The 22,900-nt window shown below is 46.6% G+C and carries 19 protein-coding genes and 1 tRNA gene; 13 read left to right on the forward strand and 7 right to left on the reverse strand.

Annotation, left to right across the window (positions count from 1 at the left end):
* Window positions 1–213: 213 nt before the first annotated feature.
* Entirely contained in the window at window positions 214–1,386 is a 1,173-nt protein-coding gene (locus tag Q0218_RS02310) for a MalY/PatB family protein (RefSeq protein ID WP_297965869.1), read from the reverse strand.
* A gap of 145 nt (window positions 1,387–1,531) precedes the next feature.
* Between Q0218_RS02310 and Q0218_RS02315 the strand changes: the two genes are divergently transcribed.
* The 5 genes from Q0218_RS02315 (at window position 1,532) to Q0218_RS02335 (ending at window position 9,151) form a co-directional block, all read left to right on the forward strand.
* Complete coding sequence (locus Q0218_RS02315) at window positions 1,532–2,206, forward strand: CRISPR-associated endoribonuclease Cas6 (RefSeq protein WP_297965871.1); 675 nt, start codon at window positions 1,532–1,534, stop codon at window positions 2,204–2,206.
* A 544-nt stretch (window positions 2,207–2,750) separates the two neighbouring features.
* Window positions 2,751–5,021 (forward strand): 5-methyltetrahydropteroyltriglutamate--homocysteine S-methyltransferase, encoded by a 2,271-nt coding sequence (gene metE, locus Q0218_RS02320; RefSeq protein ID WP_297965873.1) that lies wholly within the window; start codon window positions 2,751–2,753, stop codon window positions 5,019–5,021.
* Between the two features lie 317 nt (window positions 5,022–5,338).
* Window positions 5,339–6,220, forward strand: coding sequence for a methylenetetrahydrofolate reductase (locus Q0218_RS02325; RefSeq protein ID WP_297965875.1), 882 nt, complete (start codon window positions 5,339–5,341; stop codon window positions 6,218–6,220).
* An 859-nt stretch (window positions 6,221–7,079) separates the two neighbouring features.
* Complete coding sequence (locus Q0218_RS02330; RefSeq protein ID WP_297965877.1) at window positions 7,080–7,976, forward strand: DUF3137 domain-containing protein; 897 nt, start codon at window positions 7,080–7,082, stop codon at window positions 7,974–7,976.
* A 38-nt stretch (window positions 7,977–8,014) separates the two neighbouring features.
* Entirely contained in the window at window positions 8,015–9,151 is a 1,137-nt protein-coding gene (locus tag Q0218_RS02335) for an Imm26 family immunity protein (RefSeq protein ID WP_297965879.1), read from the forward strand.
* 8 nt (window positions 9,152–9,159) lie between these two features.
* Here Q0218_RS02335 and Q0218_RS02340 read toward each other — a convergent pair whose 3' ends face one another.
* The 6 genes from Q0218_RS02340 to Q0218_RS02365 all read right to left on the reverse strand — a co-directional run bounded on the left by Q0218_RS02340 (window position 9,160) and on the right by Q0218_RS02365 (window position 14,857).
* A complete protein-coding gene (locus Q0218_RS02340) occupies window positions 9,160–9,702 on the reverse strand; it encodes a hypothetical protein (RefSeq protein WP_297965881.1) in 543 nt (180 codons plus the stop codon).
* 198 nt (window positions 9,703–9,900) lie between these two features.
* Window positions 9,901–10,785 (reverse strand): metallophosphoesterase, encoded by an 885-nt coding sequence (locus tag Q0218_RS02345; RefSeq protein WP_297965883.1) that lies wholly within the window; start codon window positions 10,783–10,785, stop codon window positions 9,901–9,903.
* 636 nt (window positions 10,786–11,421) lie between these two features.
* Window positions 11,422–11,817: a polyphosphate kinase gene (locus tag Q0218_RS02350; protein WP_297965885.1), complete on the reverse strand. Its 396-nt coding sequence runs from the start codon at window positions 11,815–11,817 to the stop codon at window positions 11,422–11,424.
* A complete protein-coding gene (gene infC / locus Q0218_RS02355; RefSeq protein WP_297965887.1) occupies window positions 11,814–12,329 on the reverse strand; it encodes a translation initiation factor IF-3 in 516 nt (171 codons plus the stop codon). Before infC ends, Q0218_RS02350 begins: the two co-directional genes overlap by 4 nt.
* 172 nt (window positions 12,330–12,501) lie before the next feature.
* On the reverse strand, window positions 12,502–14,322 hold the full coding sequence (gene thrS, locus Q0218_RS02360) for a threonine--tRNA ligase (protein ID WP_297965889.1): 1,821 nt from the start codon (window positions 14,320–14,322) through the stop codon (window positions 12,502–12,504).
* 459 nt (window positions 14,323–14,781) lie between these two features.
* Window positions 14,782–14,857, reverse strand: a tRNA-Val gene (locus tag Q0218_RS02365).
* Window positions 14,858–15,199: 342 nt separating this feature from the next.
* On the opposite strand from Q0218_RS02365, the gene Q0218_RS02370 reads away from it, so the two are divergent.
* From Q0218_RS02370 to Q0218_RS02405, 8 genes are all read left to right on the forward strand, one after another.
* On the forward strand, window positions 15,200–16,753 hold the full coding sequence (locus tag Q0218_RS02370) for a flavocytochrome c (RefSeq protein ID WP_297965891.1): 1,554 nt from the start codon (window positions 15,200–15,202) through the stop codon (window positions 16,751–16,753).
* Window positions 16,754–17,207: 454 nt separating this feature from the next.
* Window positions 17,208–17,648 (forward strand): cytochrome c3 family protein, encoded by a 441-nt coding sequence (locus tag Q0218_RS02375; protein WP_297965893.1) that lies wholly within the window; start codon window positions 17,208–17,210, stop codon window positions 17,646–17,648.
* The gene (locus tag Q0218_RS02380; RefSeq protein WP_297965936.1) at window positions 17,645–18,307 is read left to right on the forward strand and encodes a NapC/NirT family cytochrome c; all 663 of its coding nucleotides are present in this window, start codon (window positions 17,645–17,647) and stop codon (window positions 18,305–18,307) included. The genes Q0218_RS02375 and Q0218_RS02380 overlap by 4 nt, the downstream gene beginning before the upstream one ends.
* 6 nt (window positions 18,308–18,313) lie before the next feature.
* The gene (locus tag Q0218_RS02385; RefSeq protein WP_297965895.1) at window positions 18,314–18,967 is read left to right on the forward strand and encodes a winged helix-turn-helix domain-containing protein; all 654 of its coding nucleotides are present in this window, start codon (window positions 18,314–18,316) and stop codon (window positions 18,965–18,967) included.
* Window positions 18,968–19,115: 148 nt separating this feature from the next.
* Window positions 19,116–19,952 carry a class I SAM-dependent methyltransferase gene (locus Q0218_RS02390; protein WP_297965897.1) on the forward strand — a complete coding sequence of 279 codons (837 nt, stop codon included), beginning with the start codon at window positions 19,116–19,118 and terminating at the stop codon, window positions 19,950–19,952.
* Between the two features lie 410 nt (window positions 19,953–20,362).
* Complete coding sequence (gene proB / locus Q0218_RS02395) at window positions 20,363–21,490, forward strand: glutamate 5-kinase (protein ID WP_297965899.1); 1,128 nt, start codon at window positions 20,363–20,365, stop codon at window positions 21,488–21,490.
* Between the two features lie 223 nt (window positions 21,491–21,713).
* Window positions 21,714–22,604 (forward strand): DUF364 domain-containing protein, encoded by an 891-nt coding sequence (locus tag Q0218_RS02400; RefSeq protein ID WP_297965901.1) that lies wholly within the window; start codon window positions 21,714–21,716, stop codon window positions 22,602–22,604.
* An 88-nt stretch (window positions 22,605–22,692) separates the two neighbouring features.
* A complete protein-coding gene (locus Q0218_RS02405) occupies window positions 22,693–22,869 on the forward strand; it encodes a hypothetical protein (protein ID WP_297965903.1) in 177 nt (58 codons plus the stop codon).
* Window positions 22,870–22,900 lie beyond the last annotated feature (31 nt).

Below are 22,900 nucleotides of genomic sequence, written 5' to 3' on the forward strand. Positions count from 1 at the left end.
TTCGTCCTTTCGCCTGAAACGCTAAATTTGCTTAAATTTGAGCTAGGCGGAGTAAATTTATGAGAAGGATTATAACTAAAAAAGCTTAATGAATAAGACAAAAACGCCTCGGCAGGGGGAGCCGAGGCGCCGTTACAAAAAGGAGGTTTTCTTGTCGGACGCGCAAATCATACCAAAAAGGTCTAAATTTTATCCCAATTTTTCGTAAATATATTATTCCCTACTTTTCGCATAGGCTAGAGCGCCCGATTTTAGGCGTTTTAGTCCCTCCAGCACGCGCGATCTTTGGGTTGCGATATTGAGGCGCAAGAAGCATTTTTCCGCGCCTCTGTACGCGTTGCCGTCGTTTAGCCAAAGACCCGCTTTTTGGCGTAAAAATTTATGAAAATCGCTCGCATCGTCGCAAATTTCGCGGCAGTCAAGCCAGAGTAGATACGTGGCGTCCTGCTCTACAAGCCTGATCTGCGGCAGTTCGTTTTGCAAAAACTCGCTCACGATTTTGCGGTTTTGCTCTACGTATTCGCGCATCTGCTCGAGCCACGCTTCGCCTCGCTCAAACGCCGCGATCGCCGCGATACAAGAAAACGCATTGCCCTCGCCGACCTCGTCGTCGTTGATGGCTTTTGCCATTTTGGCGCGCAGTTTTGGGTTTGGCACTACGGCGACGGAGCTTTGCAAGCCGGCGATGTTAAAGGCTTTAGTAGGCGAAACGCAGGTAATCGAGATGTTTTTGCAAGTCTCGCTCGCGCGGATAAAGGGCACGTAGCTTTTGCCCGGGCTCGTTATGTCGCAGTGGATTTCGTCAGATATCACCAAAACGCCGTGTTTAGCGCATAGTTCGCCGATTTTGGCTAGCTTCTCTACGCTCCAAATTTTACCGACGGGATTGTGCGGGTTGCATAGGATAAACATCGTCGTTAGCGGGTCGGCGAGCTTTTCTTCGAGGTCTGCAAAGTCTATATCGTAGCCGCGCCCGTCGTACGCTAGCTCGTTTGTAAGCGCGATCCTGCCGTTATTTTCGATACTGCGATAAAAGACGTGATAGACGGGACTTTGGATCACGATTTTATCGCCCACGCTCGTAAATTTGCGCACGGCGGAGCTAATTATCGGGATCACGCCCGTGCAAAAAATTAGCCAATTTGGGTCAAATTTGACGTCGTGACGCCTACTCCACCACGAGCAAACGGCATCGTTCCACTCCCGCGGCACGTAGGAGTAACCAAAAACTCCGTTGTCTAGCCGCTTTTGCAGCGCTTCTAAAATTTCGGGCGCGACCTTAAAATCCATATCCGCCACCCACATCGGCAGCTCGCCCTCGTTTGTTCTCCACTTTGACGAGTACGTCCCGCCTCGCTCCACCGGCGCGTCAAAATCGTATTTCATTTGCTCTCCTTGCGTGATTTTTGCGGATATTTTAGCAAATTTGGCGGATAAAATTTGAAATTTTGCTACATTTTTTAGCAAAGTCGATTTTTAATGCAATATTTTTTATAATTGCATTAAAAATTTAGCAAATTTAAGGATAAAAATGCTCACGATAACCTCACGTTTGCCGAGCGCAAATTTAAAAATTTCAAAGGCATTACCTCAGCTCATCCAGGGCTACATCTACCGCTATCTGCCAAGTGCCGAGCACGAGGGATACAGGCATGAGCCCAGTGGTAAAATTTTTAAACGAACGAATTTTGATTTTCGTTTAAATGGCTCAAATTTGCGGATTAGATTTACCTCTTACGAGCCGGAATTTGAAAAAACAATCGCGCTTGCCGTGCTAAAAGATGGGTTAAATTTAGGCGAGCTTTGCTTGTGCGATACGACGGTGGCGGTTAGCGAGCACAGAACTACGCAAAGCGAAGCGGTGCTGCAAGGCTGCGTAGCATGCGCGGTAAGCGGACTTTTGGGGCATAAAATTTATCTGCAACCGCAAGACTCCAGGCATCTTGAGATGATGAAAACGAACGCCTTGCAAAAATTTGAAACTCTTACCGGACGCAGATACGACGGCAAATTTGAGCTAAATTTACTCTGGCAAAATTTGCAAAATCCATTTAATTTTTATTACGGAAATAACCGCTCGCCAGTTCAGGCTTGGCAAGCAAAATGGAAAATTTGCGCACAGCCCGAGCTCATAAATTTGATCCTTGATGTTGGCATCGGAAGCGGATGTATGAACTGCGGAGCGGGGTTTTTAGAGACGATATAGATAAGCCTCGCACAACCGCTTTGACTCGGTTAAATTTATAAAGCCGTTTTATGCTAAATTTAACGAAAGCGGCTTGATTTATTTCGCAAAAATCTTTATAATACGGCTCAAATTCGACCCAAAGGATAAGCTTAATGCTTTGCCCCATGTTTAAGACTCTTTAATCTTAACAAAAAAACAGCTAAATTTTTAAACAATTTCACGTTTTTAAACACTAATACAAATTTATTTCTATCGCCGCGAAGAGCGCATTGTAATTGCATTTTTAAAAACAAAGCCAAACAGTGCCTAAAATTCGGGCGAAATTTATTTAGCAGGGTTTTTTATAAATTTTATTTTAGCCTGCGAAAAAGCGGTTGCCACCCGCCTTTCACTTGCGCTCTCTTGGACGATTTTGACGGAGGCTTAAATTTGCTCCCGGCGGCAGGCTACGTGCCTAGCCTTGGTCGCAAATTCGGGCGCCAACCGCCAAACTCGCCTCAAGATAACGCAATTAAAATTTAAATCTAAAAATCATAAAAATTTAAAAATAAGGAAAAAGAGAATGATCAAATCTTACGTTACGGGTTTCCCGCGAATCGGAGAAAAAAGAGAGCTAAAACGCGCGCTAGAAGGTCTTTGGAGTAAAAAAGAGGGTTTTAGCGAGGAGAATTTGCTGAGCGTCGCTAAAACGCTAAGAAATAGACACTGGCAATACCAAAAAGACGCTGAAATTTCGGCTATCAGCGTAAACGATTTTTCGCTTTACGATTTGATGCTAGACGCCATCGTGGCATTTGGCGCGGTGCCGCCTAGATTTGCGAATTTAAGCGGATTAGAGCAGTATTTCGCCTGCGCTCGTGGCAACGAAAAAGGCGTGGCGATGGAGATGACTAAGTGGTTTAACACGAACTACCACTACATCGTGCCCGAACTTAGCGCCCAGACGACCTTTAAGCTTGACGCGTCGAAAATCATTAACGAATACGAAGAGGCAAAGGCCGCCGGCGTAAAAGGCAAGATAAATTTAATCGGCCCTATCACGTTTTTGGCGCTTTCAAAGACCACCGACGGCAGCTGCGCGCTTTGTCATTTAGACGCGCTAACGGCGCAATACGTCAAGCTTTTAGAGCAAATTTCAAAGCTAGACGGCGAAATCATAGTTCAGTTAGACGAGCCGATATTCGTAACTAGCAAGGGCGATGCGCTAACGGATAAAATCGCGCCCGTCTACGAGAAGCTAACCGCGGCCGCAGGCAACGTAAAAATCGTGTTTATGACCTATTTCGAACACGCGCTAAAAGCCGTGGACGAAGCGCTAAAAACTAAAATTTACGGCATCGGGCTTGATTTTGTTTACGGCGAGAAAAATATCGATGCTCTGCCTGCTATCGCAAACTCGAACGTGAAGCTTTTCGCCGGAGTCGTAAACGGCAGAAACGTGTGGAAAAGCAACATCGACGAGCGCGTAAATTTCGTCAAACAAATAGCGCAAAAACTAGGCGGCAAGGACTTTTACGTAGGATCTAGCTGCTCGCTGCTCCACGTGCCTTTTACTCTAAAATACGAAGAAAAGCTAAATCCCGAGGTCAAAAGCTGGCTAAGTTTCGCCGTTGAAAAGCTAAGCGAAATCGCAATCATCGCAAAGCTCGCAAACGGCGCGGCTCTAAACGAAAACGAAGCCAAAATTTACGCCGAAAATAAAGCCAGCGCGAACTCCCGCGCAAATTCGGCTCTCATCCACGATGCCGCCGTCCAGGCTCGCGTCGCGAATTTAACCAAATTCGAGCGCGAAGAGAAGTTTGAAGACCGCATCAAAATCCAGCACGAAGCCCTAAACTACGGCGTCTTACCGACTACGACGATAGGTAGTTTCCCGCAGACGGTAGAGCTTCGCGTTTTGCGCCAAAATTTCAAAAAAGGCGAGATCAGCGAGCAGCAGTATAACGACGGTATCAAAAAATACATCGACGAGTGCGTGAAATTTCAAGAAGACGTCGGACTTGACGTACTAGTCCACGGCGAGCCGGAGAGAAACGATATGGTCGAGTATTTCGGCGAGCAGATCAAAGGCTACGCGTTTAGCGAAAACGGCTGGGTGCAAAGCTACGGCAGCCGCTGCGTGAAGCCGCCTTTGCTTTTCGGCGACGTGAGCCGTCCAAAAGCGATGACGGTCGAGTGGATATCCTACGCGCAAAGCCGCACGAAAAAGATAATGAAAGGCATGCTAACGGGCCCGGTAACTATCCTAAACTGGAGCTTCGTACGCGACGATAAACCGCGAGCCGATATCGCTAAGCAGCTTGCTCTATGCATCTACGACGAGATCGCCGATCTGCAAGACGCGGGCATAAAAGTCATCCAAGTAGACGAAGCCGCGTTTAAAGAGGGCTATCCGCTACGCGACGAAAACATCGGCGCATACGAGAAATTTTCGGTTGATTGCTTTAAGCTCTCCGTCGCTTCGGCTCGTGCGCAGACGCAGATCCACACTCATATGTGCTACTCGGAGTTTAACGACATCATCAAGACCATCGAGGCGATGGACGCCGACGTTATCAGTATCGAGACGGCTCGCAGCGGCAACGAACTGCTAAAAATCTTTAAATCCGTGGGCTACAAACAAGAAGTAGGCCCGGGCATCTACGATATCCACAGTCCGCGCGTGCCAAGCATCGACGAGATGGTCGCGCAGATCAGAGCGCTACTAGAAGTGTTGCCTAAAGAACAACTCTGGATCAACCCGGACTGCGGCCTAAAAACCCGCAAATGGGAAGAGGTCGAGCCGAGCCTAAAAAATCTCGTACAAGCCGTCAAAATCGTGCGAAATTCGTAAATTTAGAGCTTCGCTCAAATCCCGTCGCCTTTTGCTATCTAGTAAACGGGCGGCGGTTTAAATTTAGCGGCTTTGTGTTAGGTTGATTTTGCTTTTTTTGACGCGACCAAGCTCGGTTTTGCGGCTAAATCGCTAGCTAAATTTAGACGCCTTTTTTGGACGCTATCTTGCAAGCGGCGCAAACTCGGCGCGGGTTAAATTAGGCTTAAAATTTGCAAAATAAAGCTCGTAGCAAAGCAAACTAAGTTTTCTTTCGCGCATAAGCGTAAATTTAGCCGCAAACGCCGCGTTTTCTACATATTAAATTTGGAAATTTCATGCTAAAAGAAAAAATTTTAAATAAAGAAAAAAATCTTTTGCTCTATGCTTTGACGCCGCCCAAGGCCGAATTCGAGGAGACCAAGCTGCGCGAGATAGCAGACCGCTGGACGGCGCGCATAGAGAGCCTAAACGCCGACGGACTCGTGCTTTACGAGGTTCAAGACGAAAGCGATAGAAGCGATGCGCAAAGGACTTTCGAGTTTAGCGGGACGCTAAGCCCGCAAAGCTACTACGTAAACTACCTAAAAGTCGCGACGCCGAGCGTTTTTTACCGCGTGGCGGGCGGATACGACGAGAGCGAGTTTCGCGCGGCTTTGGCGGCTCAGAGTGCGGATTTATGCGTGCTCGTCGGAGCTACGTCTAGCGCGCAAAAAACAAGGCTGGATTTGACTCGCGCCTACGAGATCGCGGGCGAATTTGAAAATTTAGCCTCAGGCGGCGTATGCATCGCCGAGCGCCACGGCAAAAAGGGCGATGAGCCGCAGCGAATGCTGGAAAAAATCCGCCTAGGGGCTAAATTTTTCGTCTCGCAGGCGATTTTCGACGCGGATTTAGCGCGCAAATTTTTAGAAGACTGCGCGGCGGCCGAGATTAGCGAGCCGATATTTCTCACGTTTTCGACCGCGGGCAATCCAAAAACGCTGGAATTTATAAAGTGGCTGGGCGTGAGCGTGCCGCAAAGCGTCGAAAGTAGGCTAAATGCGAGTGCCGATTATCTAGCGCAAAGCTGCGAAATCATCAAAGAAATTTGGAGCGAGCTTAAAAGCTTCGGCGATAAAAACGGGCTAAATTTAAGCGCAAACGTCGAAAGCGTGATGGCAAAACGCGCCGAGATCGAAGCGAGCTTAGAGCTAGCCCGCGAGTTTAGGCTGCTTTAAGGCAAGCGGTAAATTCGGGCGAAAAATCGCACCGCAAAGCAAATTTTACCTTTGCGCGGCTTTGGTTAAATTTAGATGGTTTTGCCAAAAGCTTAAAATCTGCAAGCGCTAAATTTAAAGAAGCGAAATTTGGGCGTAAAATCGCAGATAAAGCCAGAAAATACGCAAACGGCGCAGGGCGTCAATTCGCTTTTGCGCTAGCTTGAAATTTAGCCGCTCTTGCTAAAAACTAAAATTTTACGGGACGCTAAATTTAAGCGGCGTTTAGATAAATTTATTCGATTTGCTCGCGGATCGGTTAAATTTACGCCTGACGGTCGTTTGCGAAAATTACGCCAAAGAGTAAAAACAGAATCTAAATTTAAACGAAAGGAACGCTAGGCGAGGCAAATGCTTGCGGGTCGGTTAAATTTGCGCGTAAATCGGGGCGATAAAATACGAGAGGCGAGCGTTAAATTTTGCGCTCAAAGCAAGGTAAAAAGTGGCTTAAAGCTCGATGAACGCGGAGACGGCTAAAACGCTAAACTGCGGGCGGCGCGAATTTAAACGAAAGCGCAAGAGAAAGCGGCAAATTTTAAAAAACGCGAGACTAAAAACCGCGTAAATTTAATAAAAAGCAAGACGAAAAGCCGTAAAATTTAAGCTCGAAGGTTAGATTAAAATTTAGCCGCCTTGCCTAAAATCAATCGCCACGGCGAAATTTAGCCGCATTTAACGGCTTTGGTTTGCGAGTCGCAAGCCGTAAAAAGCCGCCAAACCGCGCAAAGGAGTTAAAACGGAGACTTTATTTACCTTTATTTTCGTCGGCGCATTCGTAGCGCTTTTTGCACTTCCCGCGGCTTCTAATCTTTTTGCGGCTTTGGGCGAAAAACCCGCCTCAAATTCGCCCGCGAGCGAGCTTTCGCTGGGGCTAAAAGAGCTAGAAAACGAGCGCGTAATTTTGGTCGCCGCTACCAAAAAAGCAAATTTGATCGGCCTTGGTGCTGGCATTTGCGCGGGCGCTGCGATAACGTATCTTTTAGACGCGATTTTCGGCGCTGCGATAGGCGCGCTTGTTTATACTTTTACGGCGATGCTTATCACCGCATCAAAAAGGCGCGAATTTAGGGCGAATTTTAAGCGCCAAATCATAGAAAAGATCGTAAAAAAGCACGGATTAAATTACGATAAAGACCGCGGGCTGGGGCTTGATGATTTTTTTACGATTTACGATTGCAGGGTCGATGAGTGGAACAGCGAGGATCTCATAAGCGGCGATATAGATGGCGTACGCGTCAAATTTAGCGACTTTTACGCGGCTAAAAAGGTGAAAAAGAAAAATAGCACCGAGACGGTCGTGCTATTTTGGGGCGTGCTTTTTAAGGCGGATTTTAATAAAAAGCTAAGCGCCGTAACGCAAATCGCATACGCGGGTTCGCGAAATTTAGCCATCTACGGGCAGAAAGCAAATATGGACGACTTGAGATTTGAAGAGAGGTTTAACGTCTATACGACCGATCAAATCGGCGCTAGATACGTCCTTACGCCCGCGCTTATGGAGAGATTTCGCGAGCTTTGCGAGAGATTTGGCTGCCCCGTAAACGCCGTTTTTAAGGACGGTCAAATCTTTATCGCCGTCGAGACCCGGCGCGACGACTTCGAGCCGCAGCTTGGCAAATCGCTAGCGGATGAAGCGACGCTAATCGCCTATGAAAGCGAGATAGAAAGCTTTACGCAGATAGTAAAAGAGCTAAATTTAAACCGCAAAATTTGGTAGCGCGGCAAGCGGTGCGCAAACGAAAACGAAAGGGAAAAATGTTTGAACTAAATAACGAGCAAAGGGCGTATTTCGGGCTTGATGCAGTGCAACAGAGCTGGGAGCGGGTAGAGTTTGCCGGAGATAGATTTAGACATGCTAGCGTGCTGTATTTTGAGGGCGACGTCATCAAAAAGCACGTGGTTTCCACAGACGAGCTTTATGCGGAATACAGCTACGACGAGGCGACTAAGGGGCGCGAGATATTGCTGCCTAAAACCGCAAAGGGCAAGGAGGCAAAGCTAACGCCCGCAAATTTTGAAAAGCGCACGCCCCTTGGAGTCTATTTATACTCTAATAAATACAGCCTGCGAATCGCTAGCTTTGCCTCGCAGACCACGTTTTACGACAGCGTATGGGAGAGCGGACACGGACGCAAGATGGATTTTAGAAGCGAGATAGAGCGCTTTATCGCGCAGTCGGACTCGGATCACGTGCGTAAGATCGAGGAGTTTAAGAAAGCTGGCCGTAAAAATATCAAATTTAAAAGCGGGGATTTTTTCCGTTTTAAGCTTGACCGCAACCGCTACGGCTTTGGCAGGGTGATTTTAGACGGGCATAAACTGCGAAAAAGCGGCCTTTTATCGGAAGGCCACGCGATGTTAGGCTTTATGGGAAAACCCGTTTTTGTCGAGCTTTTTGCGTATGCGTCGCAGGGCGAAGCAAGCGTGGGCGAGCTGATGTCGCGCCCTAGGCTGCCTGTGGACGTGATGTTTGACAACGCGCTTTTCTACGGCGAATTTGAAATTTTCGCGCATGAAAAGATTGATGTCTCGCAGCTTGATTTTCCGATGAGTTTTCACGTTAGCCCCGCGCGGACGTATTTGCAGTGGGGATTTATAGAGATCTGCTCAGACGAGCAAAGCGTGATGAAGGCTGCTTCGCGCGAACTAAAAGAGCTGATAGAAGAAAATAATTTTAAATTTAACGGCATCGGTTTTAGTCCGCGATACGCGCAGTTTGAGATTGCTGAAATTTTGCGCGGCGAGGAGCTTGCCTACCAAACAAACGACCTAAGAGACCCCGAGATCGGCTGGGCGAGGCAGGAGCTGATGCGCATTTTCGGACTCGATCCGGCTAAAAGCTACTTTGAGAACGCGCAAAGGCTAGGCGTTAAGACGGTTTTGGAGCCGTAAAGCTTGCGTTAGATGATATCAAGGATGGCCATTATAACTTCTTGATTTTCTATTTTGACGGTAGTACTTTTTCTTTTTTCGTCTTCGATAGCGTTTTTAATGATATCCGGAAGCGAGCCGTATTCAAAGCTTTTTAGGATTTTTACTTTTCTTAAAAATCCTATATCCGCCTCGCCGAAGAACGGAATGTCTTTTTTCGTATTAATAATATCGTCCTTAACGACTTGAACGAAATATACTTCGTTGCCAAATTGCTTCGTTAGCGGTATCATCAAAATATCGCCGTCGCGCATATCAAAAACGAAGTGCCTTATGTTATTTACGGTTATCTGATTGTAGCTCCAATCTTTATAAGCTTTATCCATGTACTCTCTGATGCATTTATCTTTGTTCTCTACGGTATCGTTTATGTTGATTTTATCCGCAGAAAACTCGCCCGCAAAATCGCTATAACCGGTTCCTACAAAGCCCATTTTAGCCATGATGTTTAGGCAATCCCGTTCGTTTAGCCTATCATTAGCCGGGTTAATTTTATGTTGAAAAAACTGCATTTCGTCTCCTTGGGTTAAATTTAGAATAAGCGTAATTTTAGCCAAAGTTAGTTTAAAATATAATTGGATTTATATTTAGCTCGGCATTGGCGCCGTAAAATCATGTTACGGTACAAAAAGAGTAAATTTAAGATAATTCTGGATAGATTAAATTTAAAAAATGCGTAGTCGCGCTTCTACTTTTTTAGCAAACCTTGTTCAAGGTAATTTACTATAAAATTTTAAAATTTCGTCGTAGCACAGATGAAACTCGCAGCCGAAAGCGGAGATTTTTCTATCTGCATGAAAGTGCCCGAAGTACCATTTCTCGGGCTTCGCAAGCTCAAAAATCCGCTCTAACATATCCGTAGTCGGATCGTAAATCGCTCCGCCGCCTAAAAACAGATCGCTAAGCGCAGACATCAAAAAAGTAGGCGCCGTGTGGCTTAGCACTGCGTCTATCTTGCCGCCCGCGCTCTTAAAACGAGCTAGATTGCTAAGCGCGAAATTTAGCTCGCTCTGGCTTGGGATTTCGGCGTCCCAGTAGTTTACGTTTAGCCTGCGCCAAGCCCTGTCGATACTAAACGCCCCGCCGAAAGCTAGAAAATTTCGCCCGTCTATCTCGTAAATTTCGCCGCGCCTAAGCCAAAATAAATTCTCCCCTCCGACGCCTACCTTGCCGCCGAATTTTTCCTCGGTCGGCAGGCCGTAGAGCAGGTCGAAATTTTCGTGGTTACCGTCGATAAAAAGTAGCGTATACGGCAGTCTGCCCAGCCGCTCTCTAACGAGCCGCTCGTTTGGCGTATCGCTAAAAAATAGACCAAAATCCCCAAGCACGACCACGTAGTCCTCGCGCGTAAAATTTTGGCTCAAAAAGGCCTTGTTCGTGATTTTGTGAAGCTCAGCGCTTCCGTGCGTATCGCCGCAAAGGTATATCATTTTTTCTCTTTTTGATTTAAATTTTAGCGCGATTTTAGCTAAATTCGGGCGAAATTTAACTTTGCGGTAGATGAAGTCAAAAATCGCCGTCTTGTTTGCTGCAAATCCTGCGCAATCGTTTGCGTCTTTGTTGTGCGGTCTTTGCAGGCGCGCTAAATTTAGCAAATGCAAGCCGCGTTTAATAAACTTGGCGCAACCGTCGGACGGTTTGGAGCTTTTGCGCGCTTGTAGTGTTTTGCCTGAGATTGGAGCGGTTAAGTCGTTAAATTTAAGAGCGACTTGCAAAAAAGCGGTAGCCCGGTTCGTAAAATCAAAATTTAGTTTAGCAATTTGCGTTATTTTGCGATTTTGTCGCAAAATTTAGCCGTTTTATTCAAATTTAGCGCGCCTTTGGCTACCGTTTAAGCTACGGCGTTTGCAACCTACTTGCTTTGATGCTTAGCACGTTGCAGCCTAAGATAAAGCTTAAGTCTCTGCGGTATTTACGGCGAGCAATTTTGCGTTGCTTCTATCATGGTTTCGGCGCCGTTTTTTGGCTTTACTAGCCAAATTTCGGCTTGATTTAGCGTAGATTCGGCTGATACGGCAAATTTGCATGTTTTTAATTTTTTCGTACGGCGCAAGCATGGAGACGGCCTAACTTTCTGGCGGACTTAGCCCGGCCGCCGGCTTGCTTTTTATTGTAAGGTTTGTGGGGGTTAGAGCGCAGATGCTTTAGCGCTTGTTAGAGGCTTTTATCCGTCTTCTAGGTACCCAGATCTAAAGACGGATTTTAGCCGGCGCAAATTTATACTTTTTGTACTATTTTTCGCAGTCTTTTGCAGTTAGCTCTACTTTACTGAAAAGTGCGCCGCTTGGTAAACGATAGTTCATCACGATACTTTTTGCTTTTTGTAGTAGCATAAGGGTATTTTTATCAGAGCAGAATTCTTCCGTCAAAAGCTCTTTCATGCTAGACGCAAATTCTTTTTCATATTCGTCCGAGATGGTTTCCCAGTCTATGTTTTTCGAATTTTTAAAGACGTATTCGTAGGCGATTACCTCGTCTTTGCAGCTTACTTCGGTAGCCTTTATGTTTTCGTCTTCCATTTGATTTAACGCTGATTTGCCGCCGATGACGGCTAGTCTTAGATACGGACTACACTCCGCGCCAGCCAGAGCTAGTACAAGAGCGCAAATGAGACAAATTTTTCTCATCTTTTTGGCGTTACCAGCATATTTACGTAGCGACCTTCTAGTAGCGGCTCTTTATCGCGGTCGGAGACGTCTTTTACCATCTCCCAGACTTTTTGTAGCATCGCGACGCCCGCTTCTGGATTGCTCATCTCGCGACCTTTTAGAAATACGCGAAATTTGACGTGTTTGCCGTCCTCTAGAAACTCAAGCGCATGCTTGACTTTGTAGTTGATGTCGTTTTGAGCGATTTTGACGGAGAGTTTGATCTCTTTGACTTCGATAGTTTTTTGCTTTTTCTTGGCCTCTTTTTGCTTTTTTTCCTGCTGGTAGCGGAATTTGCCGTAGTCCATTATTTTGCAAACGGGAGGTTTGGCATCAGGTGCGATTAGCACTAAATCAAGCCCCATTTTCTCGGCTATTTTCAAGGCCTCTACTTTTGGGATGACGCCGTATGCGGTGCCGTCGTCTCCCACGCATCTTACTTCGCTCGCTCTGATATCTTCGTTGAGCAACACTTCGTTTTCTTTAGCCAATTAGTTTTTTCCTTTAAGTTGAAATTTGTTGATTATATCCAAAAATATTGTGTTTTTATTGTATTTTTCGTAGAAATTTATTGCGCTGTGACAATTTTTGCAGATTTTGGTAAAAGCCAGGCTTAGCATAAAGCCGTGCCTAGCTCAAATTTAGCGGATTTTAGTCCGTATTTCAAAAACTTACCTCGGCGAGTTTTGATTTTAGAAGCCCTACGAATTCGTCCAGCTTCATATCTTTTTGTTCTCTAGTCGTGCGGTCGCGCAGAGCGATGGCGCTATTTGTCACTTCGTTGTCGCCAAGTACGGCTATCATCGGCACGCGCTGTTTTTCTGCGGTGCGGATGCGTTTGTTTAGACTCTCGTTTTTGCTTGCGATTTCGCTGTCTACGCCGATTTTGCGTAGCTCTTTGGCGACGGTTTTAGCGTAGTCTAGGTGCGCGTCGCTAATCGGCACGATGACTACTTGCGTCGGAGCGATGAAAAACGGCAGCTCGCCGCCGGTGTGCTCGATCAAAATGCCGATAAACCTCTCAAAGCTTCCCAGTAGCGCGCGGTGTAGCATGACGGGTTGCTGGCGTTCGTTATTTGCGTCGATGTAGCCCAGATCAAAGCGCTCAGGCAGGTTAAAATCGACCTGGATCGTGCCGCACTGCCATTTTCGCTTCAATGCATCGGTGATTTTGATGTCGATTTTTGGACCGTAGAATGCGCCGCCGCCCTCGTCGATACCGTATTTAAAGCCGTTTTCATCAAGCGCTTCTTTTAGAGCTTTTGTCGCCGTTTCCCAAATTTCGTCCCCGCCGATAGCTTTTGCAGGCTTGGTCGAAATCTCCATCTCGTAGTGGAAGCCGAAATTTTCCATTATTTTGCCGGCAAATTTTAAAATTTCTAAGATATTTTCTTTGATTTGGCTTGGCATACAAAAGATGTGCGAGTCGTCCTGGGCAAATTCGCGCACTCTAAAAAGTCCGTGTAAAACGCCGCTTTTTTCGTGGCGATGCACGACGCCGTATTCGAAAAATTTAAGCGGCAAATCGCGGTACGAGCGGATGTCTGACTGATAGACCTTGATGTGACCGACGCAGTTCATCGGCTTTATGCCGTATTCTGCCTCGTCGATCGTCGTAAAGTACATATTTTCTTTATAGTTTGCGTAGTGGCCGCTCTTTTTCCACACGTCGGCTTTTAGTAGCTCAGGACCTCTAACCGGCTCGTAGCCTCGGTCGCGGTGTGCTTTATATAAAATTTGCTCGAGTTTGGAGCGTAAACGTCCGCCGTTTGGTAGCCAGATCGGTAGGCCGCCGCCGACCTCTTCGTCGAAGGTAAATAACTTCATCTCCACGCCAAGCTTCCTGTGGTCGCGTTTTTTGGCCTCTTCGATGATGCGGATGTGCTCTTTTAGACTCTCTTTGTCGGCAAATGCCGTGCCGTAGATGCGGTTTATCATCTCGCGCGTTTCGTCGCCGCCCAGATACGCGCCGGCTACACGCGTTAGTTTAAAAAATCTTAAAAATTTGGTATTTGGCAAGTGCGGTCCGCGGCACAAATCCTCGAAATTTCCCTGCTTGTAGCTGCTGACTTCGCCTTCTGGGATGCGTTTTAGCACCTCTTGTTTTAGCTCGTCGTCTTTAAATTTATCGCTCATAAAGGCTTTTGTGGAGCTTGCTTTGACGATGTCAAGTTTAGCTTCAGCGAGTTCTTTCATCTTGGCCTCTATCGCCGCTAGATCTTCGTCGCTAAGCTTGCTGTTGGCATCATCAACCTTAAAATCATAATAAAATCCGTCCTCGACGTTTGGTCCGACGAAAAATTTAGCCTGCGGATAAAGCTCTTTGATCGCCTGCGCCATGAGGTGCGCACAGGAGTGCCTGATGACGTTTAGCGCGTCGGGGGAGTTGTCAAAATAAATCGGTTCTGCGGCGTTTTCTCGCCCGTTGATACTCTGAGTATCGACTATGTTTCCATCCAGTTTGTATGCGATGATATCGCTCATTTTGCGTCCTTTTTATCGAAACATCTTTCTTACGCTGAAAGAATTGGGCTTGATTTTAGCCAAATTGTTTTTAAGCTTTACTTAATGTTTTATTTGATTTGGGTTTAAACGGCGGTCAAATTTGAGTTTTGAATATAACAAAATATATTGATTAAATTTTAAATATTGCCAAATCGGTAATATTCTCAATATAATTTATTATATTTTAAGAAAACTATCACTAATATTTCATCGAATGAATCATGCATTTATCTCGTCTTTGCATTGTTTTGATTCATTTTTCTCCCAAATTGCGCAAAGGAGTGGTTGCCTTTGCGCCTTGATCATTGAAATTTTACTTCAAGAAAAAACATAATATACTTTTAGCTTTAGTAGGCAAATTTGACGAAAATTTAGCGTTTGGATTTACGGCGCGAAAGATAAAGCAAATTTGAAAATTTGAATCCGAAAGAAGCGAAATGGTGGCCCCGAATGGACTCGAACCATCGACCACTACCATGTCAAGGTAGTGCTCTACCAACTGAGCTACGGGACCGAACTGCGAATAAATTAAAAAATGTAAATTTATCTAAAATTACATTGAAGTTTGCTTAAATTTTAGATTTATCTGAAGTTTTGAAATGAAATTCGGCTAAAAGATCCCTTTTGAAATTTAAGGCAAATAAATATAAGTTACATAAAAATTATATTTTAAATAAAAATAATCAAAAAAATTAAAATAATTTTCGTAAAAAAATTAGGAAAAATCATAAAATGTTTCAAATTTTCCCTAAATTTAGGGATTTATAAAATAGAACAAATTTTTAATAAAACTCATAGTAAACTCACGATATTATAACTATAATGCTATTACGATATTTCATCCAAAGGAGGACGTATGCAAGAGCAAATGTCAAGACGCGATTTGTTAAAGCTAGGTATGGCGGGTGCGGGCGCGCTCGCGCTAGGTGCGGTAAATGCGCAAGCAAGCGCGCTAAACGCAAAAGACGTCAAATTTGACGAAGAGTGGGACGTAATCATCATCGGCTCGGGCTTTGCGGGGCTTGCGGCGGGCTTAAAAGCCGCGCAAAAAGGCAATAAGGTCTTAATTCTGGAAAAAATGGGCCGTATCGGCGGAAACTCCGTCATCAACGGCGGCGGTATGAGCGTACCGATGAACCCCGTGCAGGAAAAAACGGGTATCAAGGATAGCAAAGAGCTATTTATGAACGACTGCTTAAAGGCTGGACTTGGCATCAACCACCCCGAGCTTTTAAGCACGCTAGCAGACCGCGGCCTAGACGCGTTTAAATTCCTCGTAGATAACGGCGTACAGTTTAAGATGGATCACTGCGCGCACTTCGGCGGACACAGCGTCGCGCGCTCGATGCTAACCACAAACGATAGCGGCTCAGGCTATATCCAACCGATGCTTGAAAAATTCGAAGCGCTAAAAGACAAAGGCTGCGAGCTTCGCCGCCGCGCCAAATTTGACGACTTCGTGCTAGACGACAGTGGCCGAGTCGTGGGCGTAACGATCAGAGAAGAGTACAGGTTTGACGATAAGCTTTACAGCGACGACCTAGAAAACACGAGCGGCACGAAAAAGACGCTAAAAGCGAACAAGGGCGTCGTTTTGGCAGCCGGTGGATTTTGCCGCGATAAAATTTTCCGCAAGCTGCAAGACCCGCGCATCCCAGACGACGTCGATAGCACGAACCATCCGGGAGCCACCGCGGGCGCGCTGCTAAAAGCATTTGAGATCGGCGCGTATCCGGTGCAGGTAGACTGGATCCAGTTTGGTCCGTGGGCAAGCCCCGATGAGAAGGGTTTTGGCACCGCTCCGATCCTAACTCAGCAAGGCACGTTTAAATACGGTATCGCCGTGGACGTGCGCACGGGCAAGCGCTTTATGAACGAGCTAGCCGACCGCAAAACGCGCGCGGACGCGGAGTTTAAAATTTTACGCGAGGATCCAAAAGCCTATCCGATAACATTCGCCGATACCAAAACGGCGTTTAAAGACCTAAGCGAAGAGGTCGTGCAAAAGGGCATGGCAAGCGGCAAACTAGTGGGCGAGTGCGCTACGCTGGATGATATCGCTAAAAAATACGGCGTGCCTGCGGACGCGCTAAAAGAAACCGTCAAGAAGTATAACGAAGGCGTCAAGGCCAAAAAAGACGAATTCGGCAAACAAGAAAGCGCGCTAAGCGAGATCAACGAAGCAGGACCGTTCTACGTCATCCGCCTATCGCCAAAGCCTCACCATACCATGGGCGGCCTAAAGATCAATGCCAAAGCCGAGGTCATATCAAGCAAGACGAATAAACCGATCCCAGGCCTCTTTGCCGCAGGCGAGATCACCGGCGGTACGCACGGCGCGAGCAGGTTAGGCACGGTTGCGATAACGGACTGCATAGTTTTCGGAATGATAGCCGGAGAAAATATCTAAATTTGATAAAACGAAGTTCTCGCGAGTTTATGCTTCGTTGGATCTAAATTTTATCGCTAGATGAACTAAATGTTCTATCTGCGCTCTAAAATTTAGATCCGCCTCGCCTAAAGCCCGCGATAATTCGTTTTAATTTCGTATCGCAGGTCAAATTTGGCTTGCGATATTTGATTAAATTTGACGGCAAATTTATAAAATTCACTTCCCAAACTGCGACGCTTTGCCTGCAAGGCAAAGCAGTGTCGCCACCTTAAAAGCGTCGTAGGGGGAGGGGGATTAAAGGGGGTGGGGAGCGACTTCGCAATTTAAGCCCCCACCCCCTTTACAACAAAGTAAAAAACAACCGTTTGAGGTTGTTTTTTACTTAAAGAGTTAAATTTAAAAACCGAATTTGCCCCTCAAATTTAAAGGTAAAAGAGTATATCTCTTTAACTCCTCACAGAAAGGAATTCGCATGAAACATAAAGCGTTTCTCGCCTTGTGCGCGTCTATGCTACTATGCTCTTTTGCATTTAGCGTAGAAGCCTTAGGCGCAAAGATAATGTCTTTAGCCGATCTTAACGTCACTGATGAACTGCGAGCCAAACACCCGCTAAAGCCTCATCACGAAAAGCTAAGCTTCACCTGTCTTGATTGTCACGAAGGACAAGGAAACGATGCTAGTAAATTTAAATCTATCGGCGATAAAGGCTGTTTGTCCTGTCACGGCGACAAGAAAAAGATAGCTAAAAGACTAGAATACATGGATCTGCTAAAAGCAAATCCCCACAACTCGGTTCACGACGGCCCTACGCTATACTGCGACGAGTGCCACAACGAGCATAAAAAATCAACCAATATGTGCACGGAGTGCCACGAACACGAAGTTCCGCAATGGATGGGGGTAACGCCATGAAAATTTCAAAGAAAGTACTAGCGCTTATTATATTAGTAAGCGGCATTATAGGGTTTTTAGTCGTACTTCCCGTGCATTACGCCCTAGAAGAAACTAGCGGAGAGAAGTTTTGCGTAGTGTGCCACGAGATGGATCCTATGGTTATAGCTTATAGTAGCGACGTTCACAGCGGCAAAGGTAAAAGCGGAGTAAGGGCTAAATGCGTAGACTGCCACATACCTCACGACAACCTAGCCAAATACGTTTTAACTAAAGCTAAAAACGGATTAATGGAGGGATACGTTCATTTCTTTAAAGACCCCGAGGCTATAGACTGGCATAAAAACAGAGAGAAAAGAGAGCACTTCGTATTTGATAACGGTTGCGTTAGCTGCCATACGAATTTGGTGGATAATAAGCTAACAAGCCCGCAGGCTCAAAAGATGCACGCTCACTATCAAAGCTTGCTAAATACGGATAAGCAACTAACCTGCGCTAGCTGTCACGCCGAGGTAGGCCACAGCGGGCTAAACAATATGCTAAACTACTGGAAGCCTGAATACAAAATCTACGAAAAGAAAGCCGCAGTCAAAAAAGAAGAGATAAAGAAGGCTTATTTTGGGGAGGATTACGTAGCGCCAAAAGTAGAAAATAAAGAAGGCAATGCCACCGAAAAGTAGGCTAAAATGAAGAAAATTTTGCTCGTTAGCGACGACGCTCAGATGCAGCTAAACCTCAACGCCGCGCTTTACCGCTTTAACATCCGCATAGTTCGCTTTGAAAATTTAAGCGAGCTAAAAGAGGATTATTATAGCGGCAACCGCTACATCTTTTACGTCATCGACGTAAAGACGAAGGATCTGGCAAATTTCGACTCGGTCAAATTTCTGCGAGATAACGGGAGCCTAACTCCCGTTATGATCCTGATAGATAAGGCCATTCCCGCGCTTTATAAGAAAATTTACTACGCCAAATACGACGACTTTATGGTTAAGCCGTTTTTGTCCGAGGAGTTTTTGTTTAGGGTGTTTAGAAACTGCCGAATTTTGCTCGGAAGCAAATTTGAGCTAAAAAACGGCGCCGTTTACGACAAAAACAGCCTTACTCTGCACATAAACGGCACAAATATAATGCTCGGCAAAAAAGAGGGATTGTTTTTAGAAATTTTAGCCAAAAACGCCCCGCACGTAGTAACGATTCAAGAGCTTGAGTGGAGTATCTATAAGGACGAAGAGGTCTCGTCCGATCGTCTGCGCTCGCTCGTGCGTCAGCTGCGCGCGAAGCTACCTTTTGAGCTAATCAAAACCGTGCGAAGTATCGGATATAGCATAGACGGGTAAATGCGCCCGTCTTTTTGCGCTAAGTTTAGCCCGCTAAATTTACGCCGTTTTTACCGCTATTTTTAAATTTACGCCGCCGCGTAAAATAAAAGCGCGGATTCCTCCTTTTTGAGTTATAATTGCGATAGATTATCATAAAGGAGAGGCTATGCAAGCAAAAAAGGTCAAATTTAACGACGCGATTTCAGAGACGCTGTTTATAAATTTATATTTTCGCGCGCTGGATAACGACGAGCCCGAACCGATCCTAGGCGATCCCTTTTCGCACCCGGTTATGCAGCGCATAGATTATGATTTCGCTAAATTTAAAGGCGGCAAATTTAGCAAAACCGGCACCGTGATTAGAGCGCGGTTTTTTGATGACGAGATTTTAGATTTCGCTCGCAAAAACGCGGGCGAAAAGCTAGTCGTAGTCCAGATCGGAGCAGGGCTTGATACGCGTCCGCTAAGGCTTGAAAAGCAGATATCTGGCGCCTTGTTTTACGACCTTGATTTACCGGACGTCATAGATTTGCGCGACGAGCTAGTGCCCAAATCCGCGCTAAATTTTAGCCTCAAAGCCTCGATGTTTGAGACCGCGTGGATGGACGAGCTGCGCGCGCGGCACGAGGGGGCGAAGTTTATCTTCGTGCTAGAAGGCGTGGCGATGTATTTTAGTGAGCCCGAAATTTCGGCGTTTATGCGAAATTTAGCGCAGAGATTTAGCGGCGTAGTTATGCTTGATTTACTCAGTCGTTTCGCCGCTAGCATAGAGCCTAAAAAGCACGATGTACTGCGCTATATCGCAAATCCGCCTAAATTTAAACTCAGCATCGACGACGAGAGGTTGCTTGAAGCGTGGGACGAGCGCATTAAGCTTTTAAAAACGGGCGTGATGATGGACATAAGGCCTGAGAAATGGTGCCTCGCGGCGAAAATTTTCCGCATTTTTAGCAAGATCAAAAACTCGTGCAAGATGTGCGTCTACGGGCTAAATTTAAGCTAAATTCGCACTCGGCGGTCAAATTTGCCGCGAGTTTAAATCTTAGAGCGGGCTGGGCGTTTGCTTTACGCGGATTTTGCGGAGTAAATTTTAGCCTGCCTGCCGCGCTCGCATCGGCATTTTAGATATTTACGGCACGGCTTAAAGGGCGCGAAAGAACGCGGCGTGGCTTAAATTTCGCCCGAGTTTTAAACTGCGCCCGCTAGTTTGCAAACGCTCGAAATTTGCCGCAAACGAAACGCCATGCTAAATTCGCGCGGGTTTTATTAGGCGTTTGATTTGCGCGGTAACCGCCCGCAAGGTCGTGCCGCTTGATTAAATTTACCTAGATTTCGCGCCGCCGCCGCGCTATAAAGCTAAAATTTAAAATAAGCCGTTTTGGGTATAATTTTCAAAAATTTCGGAGCGGTAAAATGGACAGAAAAGAGCTTCTAGGCGGCGTAAAACGCATCGTCGTAAAAATCGGCACTTCAACGCTAGCAAACGCGGACGGCTCGCTAAACGAGGATAAAATCAAACAAATCGTAGCAAATTTAAGCGAACTAAACGAAAACGCCGAAGTGGTCTTCGTAACCTCGGGCGCCGTGGGGGCCGGCATGGGGCAGATGAAGCTCGCGCACAAGCCAAAATCCATCGTCGAAAAGCAAGCGCTTGCGGCCATCGGGCAGGTTTCGCTCATACATCTTTATCAAATTTTATTTTGGGCGCACGGCAAAACGATCGCGCAGTTGCTGCTAACCAAAGACGACTTTAGCGACCGCCGCCGCTACCTAAATATGCGTAGCGTCCTGCGCTCCTTGCTTGCTAAAAAAATCATACCCGTCATCAATGAAAACGACCCCGTCGTGGGCGAGGGAATAAGAGGCGTGAAAGTCGGCGACAACGATACGCTAAGCGCGCTGGTTGCGGGACTAATCGAGGCTGATTTGCTCGTGATTTTGACCGATATCGACGGGCTATACGATAAAAATCCAAGCGTTTTTGCCGACGCTAAATTTATAAATTTGGTCGAAAATTTAGACGACGGCATCAGAGCGGCTGCTGGCGCGGAGGGCAGCAAATTTGGCACCGGCGGCATGCGCACCAAAATAACCGCAGCCCAAATGGCGACCAAAAACGGCACGCACCTCATCATCGCAAACGGCGCGGATCCGCGAAACATCGTGCGAGCTGCGCAGGGCTGCGAGGTCGGGACGCTCTTTTTGGCGGGTAAAAATAGGATAAATTCGCGTAAATACTGGCTCGCCTACTCCGCCGCGGACAAAGGCTCGGTCGCTATCGACGCGGGCGCGGCAAAGGCGCTAAAAGAGGGCAAAAGCCTGCTAGCAGTCGGTATCCGCGAGGTCGTGGGCGAGTTTGAGCGCGGCGAAACGCTCGCTATCAAAGACGCAAGCGGTCTGGCGCTAGCTCGCGGCATAACAAACTACTCCTCGGCCGAGCTAGCCCTCATAAAAGGGCGCAAGAGCGAGGAGATCGAGGCGGTTCTTGGCTACAAATACGAGGACGAGGCGCTACATATCGACAACATCGCGCTGATCTAGGTTAAATTTGCGTTTTGTCTGCGGCTAAATTTAGCCTTGAGCGCGTCAAATTTGCGCTAAATTTAGAGCAAATTTTGCTGCATGGCGGGTGAAATTTAAGCGGACGCGGCGGCTAGTTCGGTTAAATTTAGGCTTCGCGCCGTATAAAACGGACGCGTCGTAAAAGCGCGGGGCTTGTTTTACGCTAAATTTAGCCGAGGCGCTAATAAAAAAAGGAGCATATATGGGTCAAATTTTAAACGAAACTTTGGATGAAATTTACGCCGTTTTAGGGGATGAAATCGAAAATTTAAGCGTGCAGCGCGTAGTCGTCGGGCTATTTTTTACCGGCGTGAAGCTAAGCAACGGCGTTTGCGGCGTGAGCTACACCCCGCTAAAAGCCATCCCGCAGGCCGTTTGCTGCCCCTCTCAAGCCGCTTCTATGCCAAATGCGGGCAATATCTGCGGCAAAAACATCCGAACTCTTTTGCGGGATTTAAACAGCGACGGCGCGATCAAAAAAACCATCGCGGTAGCGGCTTTAAACGCGCTTTCGCAGACTTGTTTCGAGCAAAATCCCGGCGCGCACGCGGTTAAATTTGACGCCGATCCATTTGACGAGCTTGACGTCCGCGAGGGTTCGCTTAGCGTCATCGTGGGCGCGCTCGTGCCTTATATCAAATTTATGATGAAAAACGGCAGGGATTTTCGCATTTTAGAGCTTGATAAAAGCGTGCTAAAACTGCAGGAAGCGGCGTATTTCGTCCCGCAAGAAAAAGCGGCCGAGGCGATTAGGGCGGCCGATAATCTCATAATCACGGGCGTTACGCTGCTAAACGACACGCTAGAAGAGATCCTAGCGCTAAAAAAAGAGGGCGCCAAGGCCGTAGTCGTGGGACCGACCGTTTCGATGTCGCCCGCGCCGCTGTTTGCTAGGGGCGTTAGCTACGCAGGAGGCGTATATACGCAGCGTGCAGACGAGCTTTTAGACGTCATCGCGCAGGCTGGCTCGGGCTATCATTTTTTAGGCAAATACGCCCGTAAATTTACGATGAGCGCGGACGGATTTGCGGCTAAATTTAAAAATTTTAGCCGCGCGGAGGGCGAAAAAATCACGTGGATTAAAAGGCCTTGATTTGCCGAGTTTTGCGCTTTGCTCGTAAAGAGCGCGTAAATTTATAGTCTGCGGCCAAAAGCGCTGCAATAAATTAGAAAGGAAAAGTATGCCTGCGGATAAAGATGCTTGCAAGCTAGATCTAACTGGAAAAAGTATGTCTTTTGCGCTTTCGTGGAAAAAAATTGATTTCGTCGTTACTCCAAGCGAGTTTCGCAGCGTTTTTAGCAGGGAGAATTTCGTATTTTTAGCCGACCGCATACGCGAAAAAACGCAGAGAGAGTAAGATTATATCCAAAGAGCAAGTTTTTAGCGAT

The organism is uncultured Campylobacter sp., from assembly GCF_938039245.1.
Taxonomy (GTDB): domain Bacteria; phylum Campylobacterota; class Campylobacteria; order Campylobacterales; family Campylobacteraceae; genus Campylobacter_A.